At 27.6% G+C, this 16,459-nt stretch carries 12 protein-coding genes; 4 read left to right on the forward strand and 8 right to left on the reverse strand.

The window, feature by feature from the left end; all coding sequences use genetic code 11:
• Positions 1 to 86: 86 nt before the first annotated feature.
• From K5V21_RS14045 to K5V21_RS14060, 4 genes are all read left to right on the forward strand, one after another.
• Positions 87 to 854: an ABC transporter ATP-binding protein gene (locus K5V21_RS14045; protein WP_221861805.1), complete on the forward strand. Its 768-nt coding sequence runs from the start codon at positions 87 to 89 to the stop codon at positions 852 to 854.
• Complete coding sequence (locus K5V21_RS14050) at positions 847 to 1,632, forward strand: ABC transporter permease (RefSeq protein WP_221861830.1); 786 nt, start codon at positions 847 to 849, stop codon at positions 1,630 to 1,632. The genes K5V21_RS14045 and K5V21_RS14050 overlap by 8 nt, the downstream gene beginning before the upstream one ends.
• A 173-nt stretch (positions 1,633 to 1,805) precedes the next feature.
• Entirely contained in the window at positions 1,806 to 2,192 is a 387-nt protein-coding gene (locus K5V21_RS14055; RefSeq protein ID WP_204595154.1) for a CidA/LrgA family protein, read from the forward strand.
• Entirely contained in the window at positions 2,176 to 2,892 is a 717-nt protein-coding gene (locus K5V21_RS14060) for an LrgB family protein (RefSeq protein ID WP_204595153.1), read from the forward strand. The genes K5V21_RS14055 and K5V21_RS14060 overlap by 17 nt, the downstream gene beginning before the upstream one ends.
• Before the next feature lie 79 nt (positions 2,893 to 2,971).
• Here K5V21_RS14060 and K5V21_RS14065 read toward each other — a convergent pair whose 3' ends face one another.
• The 8 genes from K5V21_RS14065 to K5V21_RS14100 all read right to left on the reverse strand — a co-directional run bounded on the left by K5V21_RS14065 (position 2,972) and on the right by K5V21_RS14100 (position 16,419).
• A complete protein-coding gene (locus K5V21_RS14065; protein ID WP_221861806.1) occupies positions 2,972 to 4,933 on the reverse strand; it encodes a DNA topoisomerase in 1,962 nt (653 codons plus the stop codon).
• Between the two features lie 90 nt (positions 4,934 to 5,023).
• Positions 5,024 to 5,524, reverse strand: coding sequence for a TspO/MBR family protein (locus tag K5V21_RS14070; protein WP_221861807.1), 501 nt, complete (start codon positions 5,522 to 5,524; stop codon positions 5,024 to 5,026).
• Between the two features lie 59 nt (positions 5,525 to 5,583).
• Positions 5,584 to 7,602: a sensor histidine kinase gene (locus tag K5V21_RS14075; RefSeq protein ID WP_221861808.1), complete on the reverse strand. Its 2,019-nt coding sequence runs from the start codon at positions 7,600 to 7,602 to the stop codon at positions 5,584 to 5,586.
• Positions 7,583 to 9,562 carry a PAS domain-containing sensor histidine kinase gene (locus K5V21_RS14080; protein ID WP_221861809.1) on the reverse strand — a complete coding sequence of 660 codons (1,980 nt, stop codon included), beginning with the start codon at positions 9,560 to 9,562 and terminating at the stop codon, positions 7,583 to 7,585. Before K5V21_RS14080 ends, K5V21_RS14075 begins: the two co-directional genes overlap by 20 nt.
• A gap of 130 nt (positions 9,563 to 9,692) precedes the next feature.
• Positions 9,693 to 11,729: a glucose-specific PTS transporter subunit IIBC gene (gene ptsG / locus K5V21_RS14085; protein ID WP_221861810.1), complete on the reverse strand. Its 2,037-nt coding sequence runs from the start codon at positions 11,727 to 11,729 to the stop codon at positions 9,693 to 9,695.
• 192 nt (positions 11,730 to 11,921) lie between these two features.
• Positions 11,922 to 12,872 carry an alpha/beta hydrolase gene (locus K5V21_RS14090; RefSeq protein WP_221861811.1) on the reverse strand — a complete coding sequence of 317 codons (951 nt, stop codon included), beginning with the start codon at positions 12,870 to 12,872 and terminating at the stop codon, positions 11,922 to 11,924.
• 77 nt (positions 12,873 to 12,949) lie between these two features.
• Positions 12,950 to 15,109 carry a YhgE/Pip domain-containing protein gene (locus K5V21_RS14095; RefSeq protein ID WP_221861812.1) on the reverse strand — a complete coding sequence of 720 codons (2,160 nt, stop codon included), beginning with the start codon at positions 15,107 to 15,109 and terminating at the stop codon, positions 12,950 to 12,952.
• A gap of 185 nt (positions 15,110 to 15,294) precedes the next feature.
• Positions 15,295 to 16,419 (reverse strand): glycosyl hydrolase family 8, encoded by a 1,125-nt coding sequence (locus tag K5V21_RS14100; protein WP_307495283.1) that lies wholly within the window; start codon positions 16,417 to 16,419, stop codon positions 15,295 to 15,297.
• Positions 16,420 to 16,459: the final 40 nt, after the last annotated feature.

The raw sequence follows: 16,459 nt of genomic DNA on the forward strand, positions 1-16,459 counted from the left end.
TGTTCTTTATATGGAACAACTCTCTTATTACATAAATAATATATAATATTTTACATATTTCTTAAATTAAAGGTGGTGAAATTATTTTGGCTCTATTAAATATTAATAATATAACAATGAAATATCACTCTCTTAAAGGAGAAACTGAAGCTATAAAAGATATTACTTTTTCTGTAGATGATAAAGATTTCTTAAGTATTCTTGGTCCTTCTGGCTGTGGAAAATCTACTCTTTTAAACATTATGAGTGGACTTTTACCACAATCGAGTGGTACTGTCACATATAACAATGAACCTATAAAGGCCAATCTAGATAAAATAGGATACATGTTTCAAAAGGATCATCTCTTTGATTGGACCACAGTTTGGAATAATGTAACTCTAGGTCTAAAAATTAAAGGATTACTAACTGATGAAAATATAAAAAGAGTGGAAAATTTATTAGAAAATTATGATTTAAGTAAATTTAAAGATCATAAACCTAGTGAATTATCTGGTGGTATGCGTCAAAGAGTTGCTCTAATTAGAACTCTTGCTTTAAATCCTAGAGTTTTATTCTTGGATGAACCTTTTTCAGCATTAGACTACCAAACTAGACTTAATGTTTGTGATGAAATTCATGAAATAATAAAACTCGAAGATAAAACTGCTATTATGGTAACACATGATATAAGTGAAGCTATATCAACTTCAAATCGAGTTATTGTTCTGACTAAAAGACCCGCTATCATAAAAAAGGAAATATCTATTTCTTTCAGAAATGATCCTTTAACTCCTTTTAATAGGAGAAAAGAAAGTGAATTTAAAGATTATTTTAATTTGCTATGGAAGGAGCTTGATGATGGTGATAAGTAAAGACCATGAACTTTATATAAAAAATTTAAAAAGAGATAAATTTAAAGTAGCATTTTTTAGAATTTTCATATTAGTTTTCTTCCTGTGTCTATGGGAGGTTGCAGCTGATTTTAAATGGATAGATCCATTCTTAACCTCTTCTCCTAGCAGAATATTTGATTCCCTTTTAACTTTCATCGCAGATGGAACTATATGGAGACACATTGCAGTTACATGTTACGAAACAATTCTCGGATTCCTTCTTGGTACTGTAATTGGAACTATTATTGCAATTATTTTATGGTGGTGTCCTTTTACCTCTAAAGTATTAGATCCATATTTAGTTGTCTTAAATGCACTTCCAAAAGTTGCACTTGCTCCAATAATTATATTCTGGGTTGGAAATGGTACAATGGCTATAATTGTTATTGCACTTCTTATATCACTTGTAACAACAATTATAAGCGTGCTTACTGGTTTCACTGAAGTAGATAGTGAAAAACTATTACTCATGAAGACATTCCAAGCTTCTAAATTCCAAATATTAAGATATCTAATCTTCCCATACACTATACCAGTATTAATATCAGCACTTAAAATAAATGTAGGCTTATCTTGGGTTGGTGTAATAATGGGTGAATTCTTAGTAGCTAGAGAAGGTCTTGGTTTCTTAATAGTTTATGGTGGACAGATTTCTCAACTTAACATGGTAATGATGAGTATTGTAATACTTTCCATTATTGCTTTTATAATGTATAAAATCGTAGCTATAGTAGAAGATAAATATATCAAAAAATAATTAACAATATGTTAAAAAAATTTCTTTGATAACAATTTCATTGAGAAAAATAGAGGATTTGCAGATACTTCAAATTTACAGTTCCTCTATTTTTTTGGACTTACCATTGGTTTACTTAATTCTTCTAAAGTGATACATTTATAAGGTACTAAAGATACTAAGGAGAGATTGACTTGAAATTATTCAGAGAAGCACTTATTATATTCGGAATATATTTGATAGGAGAAGTAATAGTTGCCTTAACTCATATTCCTATTCCAGGAAATATTATTGGTTTACTATTACTTTTAATATGCCTTTGTACTAAAATAATAAAAGTTAGCCAAGTTGAAACCTTAACAAATTTCTTTTTAGATCATTTAGCTTTCTTCTTCTTACCAGCAGGAGTTAGCTTAATGAATTCACTTGGAGTTATAAAAGCAAACTTTATTCAGATACTAGTAGTGTGTGTAATTACTACGGCAGTTATTATTGCCTCAACTGGTTTAATTGTACAATTTATTGTTAACCTGTTAAATAAAAAAAAGAAAGGAACTGAAGAAGATGAGTGTAATAACTAGCAATATATTTTTTAGCATAGTTCTTTCTCTTATTGCATTTGAGATTGGATTATTTATCTATAAAAAAACAAATATACCGCTATTTAATCCCTTACTTATAGCAATAGTTATTGTAATTGCAGTTTTAACTGCATTCCACGTAAATTTTGATACTTATAATGAAGGAGCACAATTTATAAATATGTTCCTTGGACCTGCAACAGTAGTTCTAGCAGTTCCACTTTATAAACAAATAGAATTACTAAAGAAAAATGCAATAGCTATTTTTATTGGAATTTTTTTTGGAACATTAATTGGAATTTTTTCAATTATACTTTTATCCCATTCATTAGGTCTTAATATATCAATGATAGTATCATTAATGCCTAAGTCTGTAACAACTCCAATAGGTATTGCTATAAGTAAAGAATTTAACGGTATAGTTCCAGTTACTGTGCTTGCAATTATTTTATCTGGAATAATTGGTGCAATAATTGGACCTACAATATGTAGAATATGTAGAATAACAAATAGAATTGCAATTGGTATTTCTCTAGGAACAGCATCACATGCTGTTGGAACTACAAAAGCATTAGAACTTGGAGAAACTGAAGGCGCTATGAGTTCGCTTTCAATAGGTATAGCTGGTATGATGACCGTATTTATTGCACCTCTAGCCTTTAATATTGCAATGTTTGTATACAGATTATTTGTACATTAGAATTTATTTTCAGTATTTATCTAAGCATTATTATTTGTAAAAAAGAAACCTAAAATTCTTAGGTTTCTTTTTTTATTACTTAATTACTATATACGCTCTTAACTTCTAGAAGTTTTCTATTTAGTAATCCTATTCTATTATCTTTAAAAACTGTATATGTTGATTTTTTTGTGTATGATTCTAACTTAACCATAAATTCCTCAGGTTGTATACTCTTTTCATGCACAAGTTTTAATCCTTTTTCCCATGATGCTGTAAGTTTTGGGTTTAAAAGAGATGGTATAGATGCATTTATTACTTCATAAATCATCTCACCAAGCTCTGTTGGTGTTAGAGTTTGTGTTTTGTTATTTGATTTTACATAATCAATATTCATGAGCTTTTTTAATATCTCAGCTCTAGTTGCTGAAGTTCCAATACCTGCACCTTTTATATGCTCTCTTAGTTCTTCATCTTCTATAAGCTTACCTGCATTTTCCATAGCTATTATTATTGAACCTGTCGTAAATCTCTTTGGAGGACTAGTTTCCCCCTCTTTCATTTCTAAAGAATTTATATTAACCTTTTGACCTTTTCTTAAATCTTTAGGGAACTCATCAGTTCCATCTTCCTTTTTGCTCTCTAATATATCTAAGTATCCTCTTTCAATACATACCTTCTTTGTTGTATAAAAAGATTCATCACCTACAGTTATAGTTATCGCTTGCTTACTATACTGTGCTTTAGGATAAAATATAGCTATAAATCTTCTAAGTATTAAGAAATACATTTTTCTCTCTATTTCTTTTAAAGAATTTATAATAGAACTTCCCTCTCCAGTTGGAACTATAGCATAGTGATCTGTGATTTTATTATCATCGACATACTTACTTTTTAGTATAGTTTTATCCCAGTTATTATCTAATATAGCATTAGTAGCATTCTTTAAATCCTCTCCTATCTCTATTTTAGATAACTTAAATATTGTTTTCTTAATTCCCTTTGCAACTGCTGTAGATAATACTCTAGCATCAGTTCTAGGATATGTTACCATCTTCTTTTCATATAGAGTTTGAAGGTGCTTTAAGGTCTCATCAGGACTTATTTTAAATTTCTTAGAACATTCATTTTGAAGCTCTGCTAAATTAAATAAAAGTGGTGCATTTTTATTTTCTTTAGTCTTTTTTATATTTGATATTATTCCTTCTTCTAAAACCTCTAATTCCTTAATAAGATTTTCGCAGTCTTCTTTTTTCTTAAATCCACCTTCATTATATAATTTAGGTGAATCCTTATATTTAGACTTCTCTAATGCTTTCCATTCACTCTGTATATCTTCATTCTTCTCTTCTCTACTAAAACTTCCTGCAATTTTATAAAATGATGTTTTTTTAAAGTTTCTAATTTCTCTCTCTCTATCAACAACCATTCCTAAAACACAGCTCATAACTCTTCCAACAGCTACTACTGAATTCTTATCTCTCTTTAATATATTAGATACCTGTCTTCCATATATAAGTGTTAACAGTCTTGAGAAATTAATTCCTATTATGTAATCTTCCTTTGCTCTTAAATAAGCTGAGTGTGCTAAAGAGTCATACTCTTTTAAAGGCTTTGCTTCCTTAATACCTCTTTTTATTTCTTCCTCAGTTTGAGAATCAATCCATATACGTAGTTTTTCTTTTTCTGGATTACCTGATAAATCATCAACTAGCCTGTATATATATTCCCCTTCTCTTCCCGAGTCGGTACATACATATATTTTGTCAATATCACTTCTATTTAACAACTTACTAACTACATTAAATTGACCTTTAGCTGAATTTATTACCTCATATTTATAATCTGTAGGTAAAAATGGAAGGTCCTTCAAATTCCAGTATTTTAACTTTTCATCATAGGCCTCTGGATAAGACATAGTAACCATATGTCCTACACACCAAGTAAATACTGCTTTGTCACTCTCTATATATCCATTATTTCTTTTTCCATATACCTTTAGTAACTTAACAAAATCCATTGCTACTGAAGGCTTTTCTGCTACAAATAAAGCTTTTCCCATAATTATTTCCTTTCTAAAGAAAATAAACCTTCAAAAAGAAGGTCTATTAAAATTATACTATGAAATTATTATTTTTCCAAATATAATGTTTTACATTTCATTTATCATCCAAATTACTATATTTAAATAAGCTGCATAACCGCACCATATTAAATATGGAATTAATAATACTGATGATATCTTATCAATCTTTATAAATTTTATTATACATATTATTATTAAAATTATAAGTATGATTATATTAATTGCTGATAATCCATACAATTTTAAATTAAAGAATAATATAGGCCATAAGAAATTAATCAAAAGCTGAATAAAATACACTATTAAAATTCCATAACTCCTCTTTTCTTCTTTAAGAGTCATATATACTCTGTATAGAGCAAACCCTATAATGATATATAGAATAGGCCATACAATGCCAAACAACCATCCTGGTGGTGAAAATTTAGGTTTTGCAAGAGTTTCATACAAAGCCATAGAATCTTTTGTAATATATCCTACCAATACGCCTCCACCTACTGGAATTAATATTGATATGATCAATGGTATAAGCTTAAATTTGTCATTTACCTTAAATATATTTTTCATAACTCACCTCAAAGCACATCTTTAATATTAATAATATACTTTATATAAGTTAATTATTCTTAAATATATATATCTGCGAACTCAACATCAACCTTTTTATCTAACGTTACTATCTCAATACTCTCTCCAGCCTCATATCCTCTTATATCCTCTACAATAGGAAGCTTTATTATAAACTTATTCCCTTTAGCCTTTTCTGATTCAAACTCTATGCTTCCATCATGTAATTCTATAATTGTTTTACTTAAAAATAATCCAAGACCACTACCTTCTTTTTGCCTATTTAATGATTTATTTAACTTTGTAAACTGATCAAAGATATATTTTTTCTCTTCTTCATCAATAATTTTTGTATAATTTTTAACTATTATATATAAATAATTCTTCTTAGAATACATATTAATTTTTATATTTCTATTGCGTTCTCCATGTTTTACACTATTAGATAATAAATTTAGTATTACTCTTTCAATCATATCTCTATCAACAGGTAAATATATTTCGCTCTCTTCTGAATCAAATATTATAGAGTTATTAATTTTCTTTGCATACTTACTTGTTGCAATGGATACCCCTTCAACAACTTCCACTATATTATAGATTTTTTTATTAGGCTTTAAATATCCTTCCGAAATCTTATTTGCATCAATAAAATTATTTATTGTTCTTATAAGTCTCAAACAATTTTGTCTTATAATATCATTATTTTTACTTACACTATTAATACTGTTATCTTTAAGATATATTTCATTTAATGTAAGGGCTGAATTTATAACATTTATTGGAGTTCTCAGCTCATGAGATATATTAGAATAAAATTCATTTTTTATATCTTCTTGTCTTACAAAATCTTCATACTTTTCTCTAATCTTATTATATACATTGTTATCTGTAATATCTCTTATATACACTATCTCTCTTTTTTCTCCATTTTTAACCAAATATAATTCTAACTCTTTTAAGTTATTACTTTTACTATTAAATCTATATAATTTTTCAAGATTATTACCAAATAATTTAACATCACTACCTTCTAATATTAAGCTACTATCTATACTCTCTTTTTCTATTAAATTATCTAATACGTAATCGAAATCTCTTCCTAATAATTCTCCCTTATATCTAAAACCTAACATATCTACAGCCTCATTATTAACGTAAGTAATCTTCCCCATATTAAATGTTATAATCCCATCTTTAAATGATTCTATTAAATCATAGTATCTTTTTTCACTTTTAATATTTATTGCATTTAATTCATTTAAAATTACATTTCTTTGATTTAATTTTAAATTTAATTCACTTTGCTTCTTTTTTGCCTTTAATAAATTCCCCTTCATTTGTGTATACATCAGACTTAAGATATTACTGGTTATACCTTCGTATATAGAAAAATACGCTACATATTTTACTACATATGCTTCAAAAGCAAAATTATATGCATATATATAAGATATTTTAAGTAACAAATGGTACATATTCATAAATATAAAATAAAGGAATATGTATTTATACTTAATTTCTTTATATTTTTTTCTAATTCTATTTAGTAATATTATTGAAAGAATAATTAATATAGATTGTAAAATAAGAACTATTATGAATACTGAATATTTATCAATCCCTCTTAAATCATATAGTAAAAGTCCTACTATGCTAGATATTGTAGTAATCACGAAATATATAATAATTGATTTTTTATTATTAATCTTATGTTTCATTAATACAAATGAAACCGGTAATATTAATATTCCCAATATCTCACTTATTGTAAAAGTAACATACAATCCCATATTTTCTAAGATATGAATTCCAAACTTACTTATGAAAACTTGCGAGAATTCAATTAATCCTATAAATAAGAATCCAATCCCTATGTAATTATAGTAATTAGAACTCCTCCTAATTAATGCTATTATTGCAAGAGATATTCCAAAGGATGCACATGATACATTTAACATATTATAAAACATTGAATATGATCCTGTTATATAATATATAATTAATAATATTAATAATATAGCTATTGCACCATTAAGTGAGTATGTTAATCTATTATTACATAATTTCGAATTCATACATTTCATCCTCATTTGAAATAAACTCCCTTTTAAATGTTATAGTAATTTTAGTTCCTTGTCCTTTGCTGCTCTCTATAACTATATTTCCCTTTTGTAATTCTACTAATTTTTTAACAACAAATAATCCTATTCCACTTCCCTTGTCTGACACATCATCGTTATTCTCTCCCATAGCATACTTCATAAAAATTTTATCAATAAATTCTTTATCCATTCCTATGCCATTATCCTGTATAACTAAATCCACCAAATCTCCATTTTCAAAAATCCCTACTTCAATTTTTCCATTTTTACTAGTAAACTTTATAGAGTTTGATATTAAATTTAATAAAATCCTTTGCATAAATTCCTCATCTAAGTAAGAATATGTCTCTTCATTATCAGTATCAAAAATAAGCTCTATATCTTTTTCATTAGCATAGAAAATCAAACTATTTACTGTATCTTCAACAAATTCCACTATATTTATTATCTCTAAGGTCGGAAATAAGTAATCTGATTGAATCTTGCTACTATCTATAAGATTATTTGTAAGTTTTATTAAGGCAAGACAATTCTTTTTTGATATATTATTATACTTAAGTAATGCTTGTATATCTTTATTTTCCACAAAAATATATTCAAGCTGAAGTGCTGAATATATTACATTTATAGGAGTTTTTAAATCATGACTTATATTTGAAAGGAAATCTCTTTTTATGCCTTCCTGCGTTAACTTTCTCTCCAAATTTTCTTTCATAGAGCTCATATCAACTTTAGATGTTATGTCACTTATACCTAATATTATTTCTCCATTCTCTTTATTTTTATCTATAAATTCTATATTTAGATATCTTGTCTGTCCGGCTTTCTCTATTCTTCCTCTATATATATTTTTATTATATGCTATCTCATCATTTCCCCTCTCCCTTTCATCTAAAGAAATAAAATTATTTACTTTTTTATTTATAACATTCTTAATATCTTCTTCTTTAATTAGATTCAAAAAAGATTTATTACAATAAATTATTCTATGTGTACTGTCACTTAATATAATTATAGGTACTGGTATACTTCTAAAGAATTCCTTAAACATAATTTCCTTTCTTCTAATTAAATTATGTGAAAATTCTAATTCATCATTTTTTAATGAAATATCGTAATTAATAGAATTAAGTTTTTCATTACTTTCATATAAATCTTTAAATAACAATTTATATGGTGTATCTATAATTTTGTATATAGTACTGATAAATAGTATCGATACTGATATAAATATAAGTAAATTAATTATATATCTTATAAAAATATTTTCACCAAAAAACATTATAACTGTTAGCGTATTCATTATAGATGCCAAAATAGCATATGAATATAAATAATTTATTTTATTATTTATATATAGCTTATATTTAGATATATTATATATATTATATATATTCACTAAAATACACGTTAAAATTACAACAATTAACAAAACCCAAAATAATCTATTTGATTCCAAAATATATGCTAAATATCCACTACTTACTATTATAAACATACTAAATATTACATTTACACGTCTATTGGCTATATACCGATATACAGATACTGTTGATAAGGCCCCTACTATAAATAATGTATATTTATAAGATAATCCATTAATCCCAGGTCTAAATCTAAAAAAAGTATGTGGAATATCTACTGTAAGTAAATTCATCATTACTATAATAAAAAAAATAAAATAAACTGATAACGCCTCAAAGATTTTACTTTCTGATATATTTGCATTAGAATAGGTCAAAAGTAATACGCAACAAGATACTACAACATAATATGCTTTTATTATAAAATCAAATACCGGAACATTATCATCTATAAAAATCATAAGAAATACATATAACCATATATATATAACAAAGGATATAGCAACTATACTTATAAAAAATCTCTTATTAATATATATAATATCCCTTAATTCCTTCTCAAGCTCCATTTCTCCCCCTCCTATATAATATATATTTTACTTTATTTTTCCTATTATGTGAAGTTTTTATAAACAAAACCTAGTCAAATTAAATTCGACTAGGTTTTATTATCCATCCTATTTTTTCTAAATTTCTTTACTATTTTTTAATTACTACTGCAACTACATCCTTACCTTCTGTAACTTCTCCATAATTAATCTCCACTTTATTATTCTCTGTTAAGTTAGTAAAGACTACTGGTGTTACAATTGATGGTACCTTCTCTCTTATGATATCAAAATCTACAGAAAGAAGTTTATCTCCTATTTTAACTCTATCTCCTTGTTTTACATAAGCTGTAAAGCCTTCTCCATTTAATGAAACAGTATCCATACCAACATGAATAAGAATTTCTAAGCCATTATCACTAGTTATTCCTATTGCATGCTTAGTCGTAAATAGTGATGTTATTTCTCCAGTAACAGGAGCTGAAACAATATTTCCTAATGGCTCTATTGCAAATCCTTCACCCATCATCTTTTCTGCGAAGACCTTATCAGGTACATCTTCTATTCTTATAACATTTCCTGTAAGTGGGGCTAATATATCTTCCGGTATATCCTCAAGATTTTTATCCCTTATATCTTTTATCTCATCGTGATTTTCTAATTTTTTTTCTGTTGGGATTTTACCTTCCATTATCTCTTTTATTTGACCTTTTAATATATCAGATTTCGGCCCAAATATTGCTTGAATATTATTTCCAACTTCCATAACTCCAGCTGCACCCAGAGCTTTTAATTCCTCTTTATCTACTTCTGATATATCATTTACTATTACTCTAAGTCTTGTAATACAAGCATCTAAATTACTAATATTTTTTTTCCCACCTAAGGCCCTTAATACTTCTGTCGCAAGAGAAGCACCTTCTATATTTGTTGTACTTATACTTTCATTATCATCTTCTCTACCTGGAGTCTTTAAGTTAAACTTTTTAATTAATACTCTAAAAACTGAATAGTATATAAATGCATAAATTATACCTACAACTATAACTAAATACCACGGTGTTCTATTCGGTATTACTCCAAATAGTATAAAATCAATTACTCCTCCTGAGAAGGTCATACCTATTTTAACATTTAAAAGCTGCATGGTCATAAATGATAGTCCAGCCATTAAGCAATGTATAATAAATAATATAGGTGCAACAAAAAGGAATGAGAATTCTAGTGGTTCAGTAATACCTGTTAAAAATGATGTAAGTGCTGCTGACCCCATAATACCAGCTACTGCCTTCTTATGCTCTGGTTTAGCTTCTTGATATATAGCAAGTGCTGCTGCTGGAAGTCCAAACATCATAAATGGGAATTTACCTGTCATAAATGTTCCTGCTGTGAATGGTACTCCATCTTTCAATTGTGCAAAGAATATATTCTGATCTCCCATAATCAATTGTCCTGCTTTATCTACATACTCTCCAAATTGATACCAGAAAGGATTATACCAAATATGATGCAGTCCAAATGGAATAAGTGCTCTTTCGACAACTCCAAATATAAATGATGCTACAGTAGGATTAGCATATATCATACTTTTTGAAACATAAAACAACCCTTCTTGTATAGGTGGCCATATAAATGTCATGATTACACCTATTATTACTCCTAATGCCGCAGTAATAATAGGTACAAATCTTTTACCTGCAAAAAAACCTAAATATGGTGGTAATTCAATTCTATAAAATTTATTATACATAGCCGATGCTATAAGTCCCATTATTATTCCACCAAATACTCCCGTCTGAAGAGTTGGTACTCCCACAACAGTAGTATACATAGGATCTGACAGCATATCAGTTGTTACTCCCACAAATGTTCCCATAGAAACATTCATAATTAAGAATCCTACAATAGCTGCAAGTCCTGCAACACCATCACCATCAGATAATCCGATAGCAACACCAACAGAAAATATTAATGGTAAATTTGCAAATATTATATTTCCTGATTGCTCCATCACACTTGCAACTAATTGTATCCAATCAGCTCTTAAATATGGTGCATTTACCAACAGAGCCTCATTCATAAATAAATTCCCAAAAGCTAACAATAATCCTGCTGCTGGAAGAAGAGCTACTGGTAACATCAAAGCCTTACCGATTCTTTGTAATACTCCAAAAATCTTTTTACCCATCTCTCTATTCTCCTTTCTATATTTATGGCAAGATTATTTTTTCCATCTTTCTATTTATTTACACTGGATAAAGTACCCATCAAATATAATATCTACTTTCAAATAAAAAAATAGATGATCATTTATAATAATTACAAACTTAACTTTGCATTATTTCATACAATCATCTACTAATGTATAGTACCTTATATCTTAAACTATATTAAATAGTTTATTTTCTCTACCTTTAATCCATATTATTATATCATTTATTACTTCATCTCTATTTTTTTCATTTAACATTTCATGTCTTCCATCTTTATATAACTTATATTGTATATCTTTAACACCTATATTTTTATATAAGTTATATAAATTAACTATTCCTTTACCAAAATACCCTACAGGATCTTTATCACCTGCAAATATATATATGGGAATATCTTTTCTTATGTTATTAAAATTATCGCCTTCATGAATACTCCATATTCCGTCTATTAGATCATGATAAAAAGATGTAGTACATATAAATCCACAATATTCATCATTTATATACTCATCTACAGTTTCCTCATTTCCGCATATCCAATCATATGGAGTCCTTGCAGGCTCAAAAGCTTTATTAAAATCTCCAAAAGACAACTTGTCCATAAGTGGACTTTTAGCTTTTCTCCCTTTTAAATTCATTTCAATTTTAGCTATTTTTCTTCCTACCTTAGTTATAGGATTAGGTTTTCCATTACTTCCTGATAATATCAGCATTTTAATTGTTTCCCCATATATCTGTGCATATCTTTGACTTAAGAAGGATCCCATACTATGCCCAAATAATATTATAGGGAGTTCTCTATACTCTTTTTTTATAATGTCATTTAATTCTTTCATATTTGCTATCATTAATTTAAAACTGCTATCATCACCAATATACCCAAGTTCTTCTTTGCTAGATACGCTTTTCCCATGACCTCTATGATCGTTAGCATATACAGCATATCCCTCTTTATTAAGTCTTCTTGCAAAATAATCATATCTTTCTGCAGTCTCAGCCATGCCATGTGCTATTTGAACTACTCCTTTAATTTCTATTTTTTCATCTGGAACCCACTTATATACATGTATTTCTTTTCCTAAACTATCCTTAAATTTAAAATTATTAATACTCATATTTCCCCCTCCATATAAATTTATTTTAATTAAAAATAAAGAGACTGTAAATTAAAAACAGTCTCTTTAAGTCAAAATTAATGTTCTACAATATCACTTTCTCTAAGCTTTTTAATAAAATTCGCACTTGCTTTATTCATGATCTTCTTAAAGAATATACCAATTAATATGAAAATTATAGCAACAGAAACTAATATTATTATATCTCTTTGCATAAGTTCTGGTACTATACCTCCAACTAGACCTCTCATTCCTTCAATTGCATATTTAAATGGCAGGAATGGATTTATTCCTTTAAAGAACCCTGACATAACTTCTACTGGGAATGTTCCTCCTGATGCTGCAACTTGAAGCACTAGGAATATTATACATATAGCTTTACCAACATTTCCAAAAACAGAGACAGTTGAATATATAATTGTTATAAATATTACACTTATAAACATTCCAAGTAATACAAACAATGCTGGATGCATTACATAAGTTTTAAGTATAAATATATCTCCGAGTGTTACAACAGCACCTTGAAGTATTCCTATAGTAAGGAACGTTAAATACTTTCCAAAGTATACTTCCCTAGGAGATGGAACTGTTCCATCTTCAAAAGGTTTCACGCTAACTGTTAATATTGATACAAGTATTAATCCTCCAACCCAAAGTGCCAATGTTGTATAAAATGGTGACATTGCTGAACCATAATTCGGTACAGGGAATAATCTATTTGTTTGTATCTCTACTGGACTTACTAAGAAACTAGTCTTTTCTTTCCAATCCCCTGTAATGATTTTAAGAATTTCATCTATGTCTGCTTTTTTATCTATCTTCTTTATATCAGCAACCATTTTACTAAATGTCTTTTTAAATTCTGGGAACTCTTTTTTAACTTTTGCAAGTTCTTTATTTGTAAGTTTTGTTCCTTTTGAAAGCAATGATAATACATTTTTAACATCTGGCATAACCTTTTGAGTACTATCAATTAGTCCTAATGCATCCTTAGACATTCCATCTAGTTTATCTAAAGCACCGTTTATTCCAGGTACAATGTTACTATCATAACTTCCTATTATATTTCCGATCTCTGATGATATTGAGTCTATTTTATTATTTAATTTCTTAATACTTTCTGGTTGTAATATAGTATTGTTATTATTTACCAAACCAATATCTTTGTTTATTTCAGATATAAGATTTGAAAGCTTTCCTTCAATATTTTTTAGTCTAGTAATAGTATTCGATATTGAATCCTTATCTCCTACTTTATTTATAGATTCTAACATATCTATAACTGAGTTTAATGTTTTATCGACTGTAGTTAATTTATTATTTACATTGGTTAAAACCTTAAGTAATGTTTCTTTATCATAACCTTCAGATACATTTCCTAGAATTTCACTTGCACCATTTAATAAATCTTTTCCAAAAATTAAATCCTCTTTTATTATAGGAGAAAGACTATTAAAGCTTTCTTTTGACTTTTCAATAAAACTCTTCCCCTTATTTAAGGCATCATCTGCATTCTTTAAGGTATTGTCAACTTGAGGCATAATTTTATCTATTTTGGCTAGCATTTGATCTATTGTAATTGTTCCATCATAAGCCTTATTTATTAAATCTTCTATTTGTGGCATATTATCATTTATTTTATATATTAAATAAACTGCATCTCTAATCTTGTCTCTAGATGATTCATACTCTATACCAGCATTATTTAACGCTTTGAATATTGCCCCATTTACTGTTTCTGATACTGTATCATCAACTTGTGCCTTTAAAGATTGAACTCCTTTATCTGTTATCTTTGGAGCTATTGCATTTGATGATTCATTTACTGTATATATAAGTTTTGGTTTTACTATTTTATCTGAAGTTGGTGATATTAAATCTTTTGAAAAATCATCTGGTATTATAATACTTGCAAAGTAATCTCCCATACGAACTCCATTATCAGCTTTTTCTTTATTTACAAACTGCCAACCAATATCATGGTTCTTTGAAAGTTCTTCAATCACTTGCTTACCAACATTTACTTCTTTATCATTAAATTCAGATCCCTTATCTTCATTAACTATAGCTACTTTTATTCCACTCGTACTCCCATATGGATCCCATGAAGATTTTATATTAAACCATGCATATAATGATGGAAGTATTATAAGTCCACATACTACAATTACTGCAACCCAATTTGTAACTATCTTTTTTATATCTCTTGTAAAAATCTTAAAAACGTTTTTCATAAAGCATTCCTTTCTTCATATTTTGTTAATGTAACGATTATAACATAATTAATGACTAAAAGTCATTAATTATTTTTGCATTTTTTAAATTAATTTTATATGTATTTTCTTAATTAGTATGCACTATTATATAAAAATAAAATATCATCCTAATAAATAATATTTATTAGGATGATATTTCCACTTTATCTTATATCTCTATATGCAAGTAATGCATTTAAATTATCAAACGAATATACTTGAAGTGTTTTCGTATCACCGTAACCTCCATATATAGCACTATTTTTATCCATTACCTGAAACTCTTTAAGTTTTTTTAATGCTATATTGTATAGATTTTGGTTTCCAGTTTTACTTGCTATTCTAACTAATAGACTATATATAGAAGTTGATTGTATATCAGAAGTTCCTTTCCCTGTGCTCGGATTATATGTTGCATAAATTGCTCCATCCTTTTTTAATTTTTCAGTAAGCCAATTTACGCTAGTTGAAACATCTTGAGATACCTCTGCTTTATTTAATATACATATTAATGATAAAAGTGTATCAACATTCTCATCATCATATTTTCTAGTCTTCCTATCATAAGCCTTTCTATATAATGGTACTTCATTACTTATATATCCACCATCTAATAATTTAAGTGATGAACCATATATCTTTTTCCAATTATAATCTATATTACTTAAATATTTCATTGTAGGCAGATCAATATAGCAAAGAGTTGTTACATCACTTTTATTATATCCATCATTAAAATCACTTAATAAACTCTGATCTAACAAATCTTCCTTTATTGCCCTTGAAATACTTATAGCAAGCTTTCTATATTTAAAGTCACCCCATCTTTCATTAGCAAGAAGAAGTGATTTTACTATTCTTAAATCATCAATGGTTGCTGATGTTTTAGTTTTCTCTGCTCCTGTAACTCTCCATGAAACTAAATGATTTGGCAAAATCATATAATCTTCAATATACTTTAATGTCTTATTAAATGATTCTTGATCATCTCTTTCTAGATAATATAATAACATCATCCCCTCTGATTCAGATAAGACAGCATCCCCTTTAGTAATATCTCCCTGAGATTTTATATTTTTATAATTTGTCTTTATTCCACCCTCTTTATTAGTTAGCTTTGAATCTATAAAGTTTAGAAGGAGTCCTTCTCTTTCTGATACTTGATTATTACTATAAGTAACTCCACTATCAACCGGCAATACATAAGGCATAGCAGCCTTTGCAATTATAAGTAAAATTAATAAAATAAAAAATCCTATTCCATAATTGAATATCCTTTTCTTTTTCACAACTTTATACACCTACTTTTCCTTAAAAATATATAGCTGA

Origin of the sequence: Clostridium sardiniense (assembly GCF_019753795.1) — a bacterium.
In the GTDB taxonomy this organism is placed as follows: domain Bacteria; phylum Bacillota; class Clostridia; order Clostridiales; family Clostridiaceae; genus Clostridium; species Clostridium sardiniense.

Coding starts and splice junctions, on each gene's coding strand:
- K5V21_RS14070 (WP_221861807.1), bottom strand. CDS start 5,524: ATGAAAAATATATTTAAGGTAAATGACAAATTTAAGCTTATACCATTG.
- ptsG (WP_221861810.1), bottom strand. CDS start 11,729: ATGGGTAAAAAGATTTTTGGAGTATTACAAAGAATCGGTAAGGCTTTG.
- K5V21_RS14065 (WP_221861806.1), bottom strand. CDS start 4,933: ATGGGAAAAGCTTTATTTGTAGCAGAAAAGCCTTCAGTAGCAATGGAT.
- K5V21_RS14080 (WP_221861809.1), bottom strand. CDS start 9,562: ATGGAGCTTGAGAAGGAATTAAGGGATATTATATATATTAATAAGAGA.
- K5V21_RS14095 (WP_221861812.1), bottom strand. CDS start 15,109: ATGAAAAACGTTTTTAAGATTTTTACAAGAGATATAAAAAAGATAGTT.
- K5V21_RS14090 (WP_221861811.1), bottom strand. CDS start 12,872: ATGAGTATTAATAATTTTAAATTTAAGGATAGTTTAGGAAAAGAAATA.
- K5V21_RS14060 (WP_204595153.1), top strand. CDS start 2,176: ATGAGTGTAATAACTAGCAATATATTTTTTAGCATAGTTCTTTCTCTT.
- K5V21_RS14075 (WP_221861808.1), bottom strand. CDS start 7,602: ATGAATTCGAAATTATGTAATAATAGATTAACATACTCACTTAATGGT.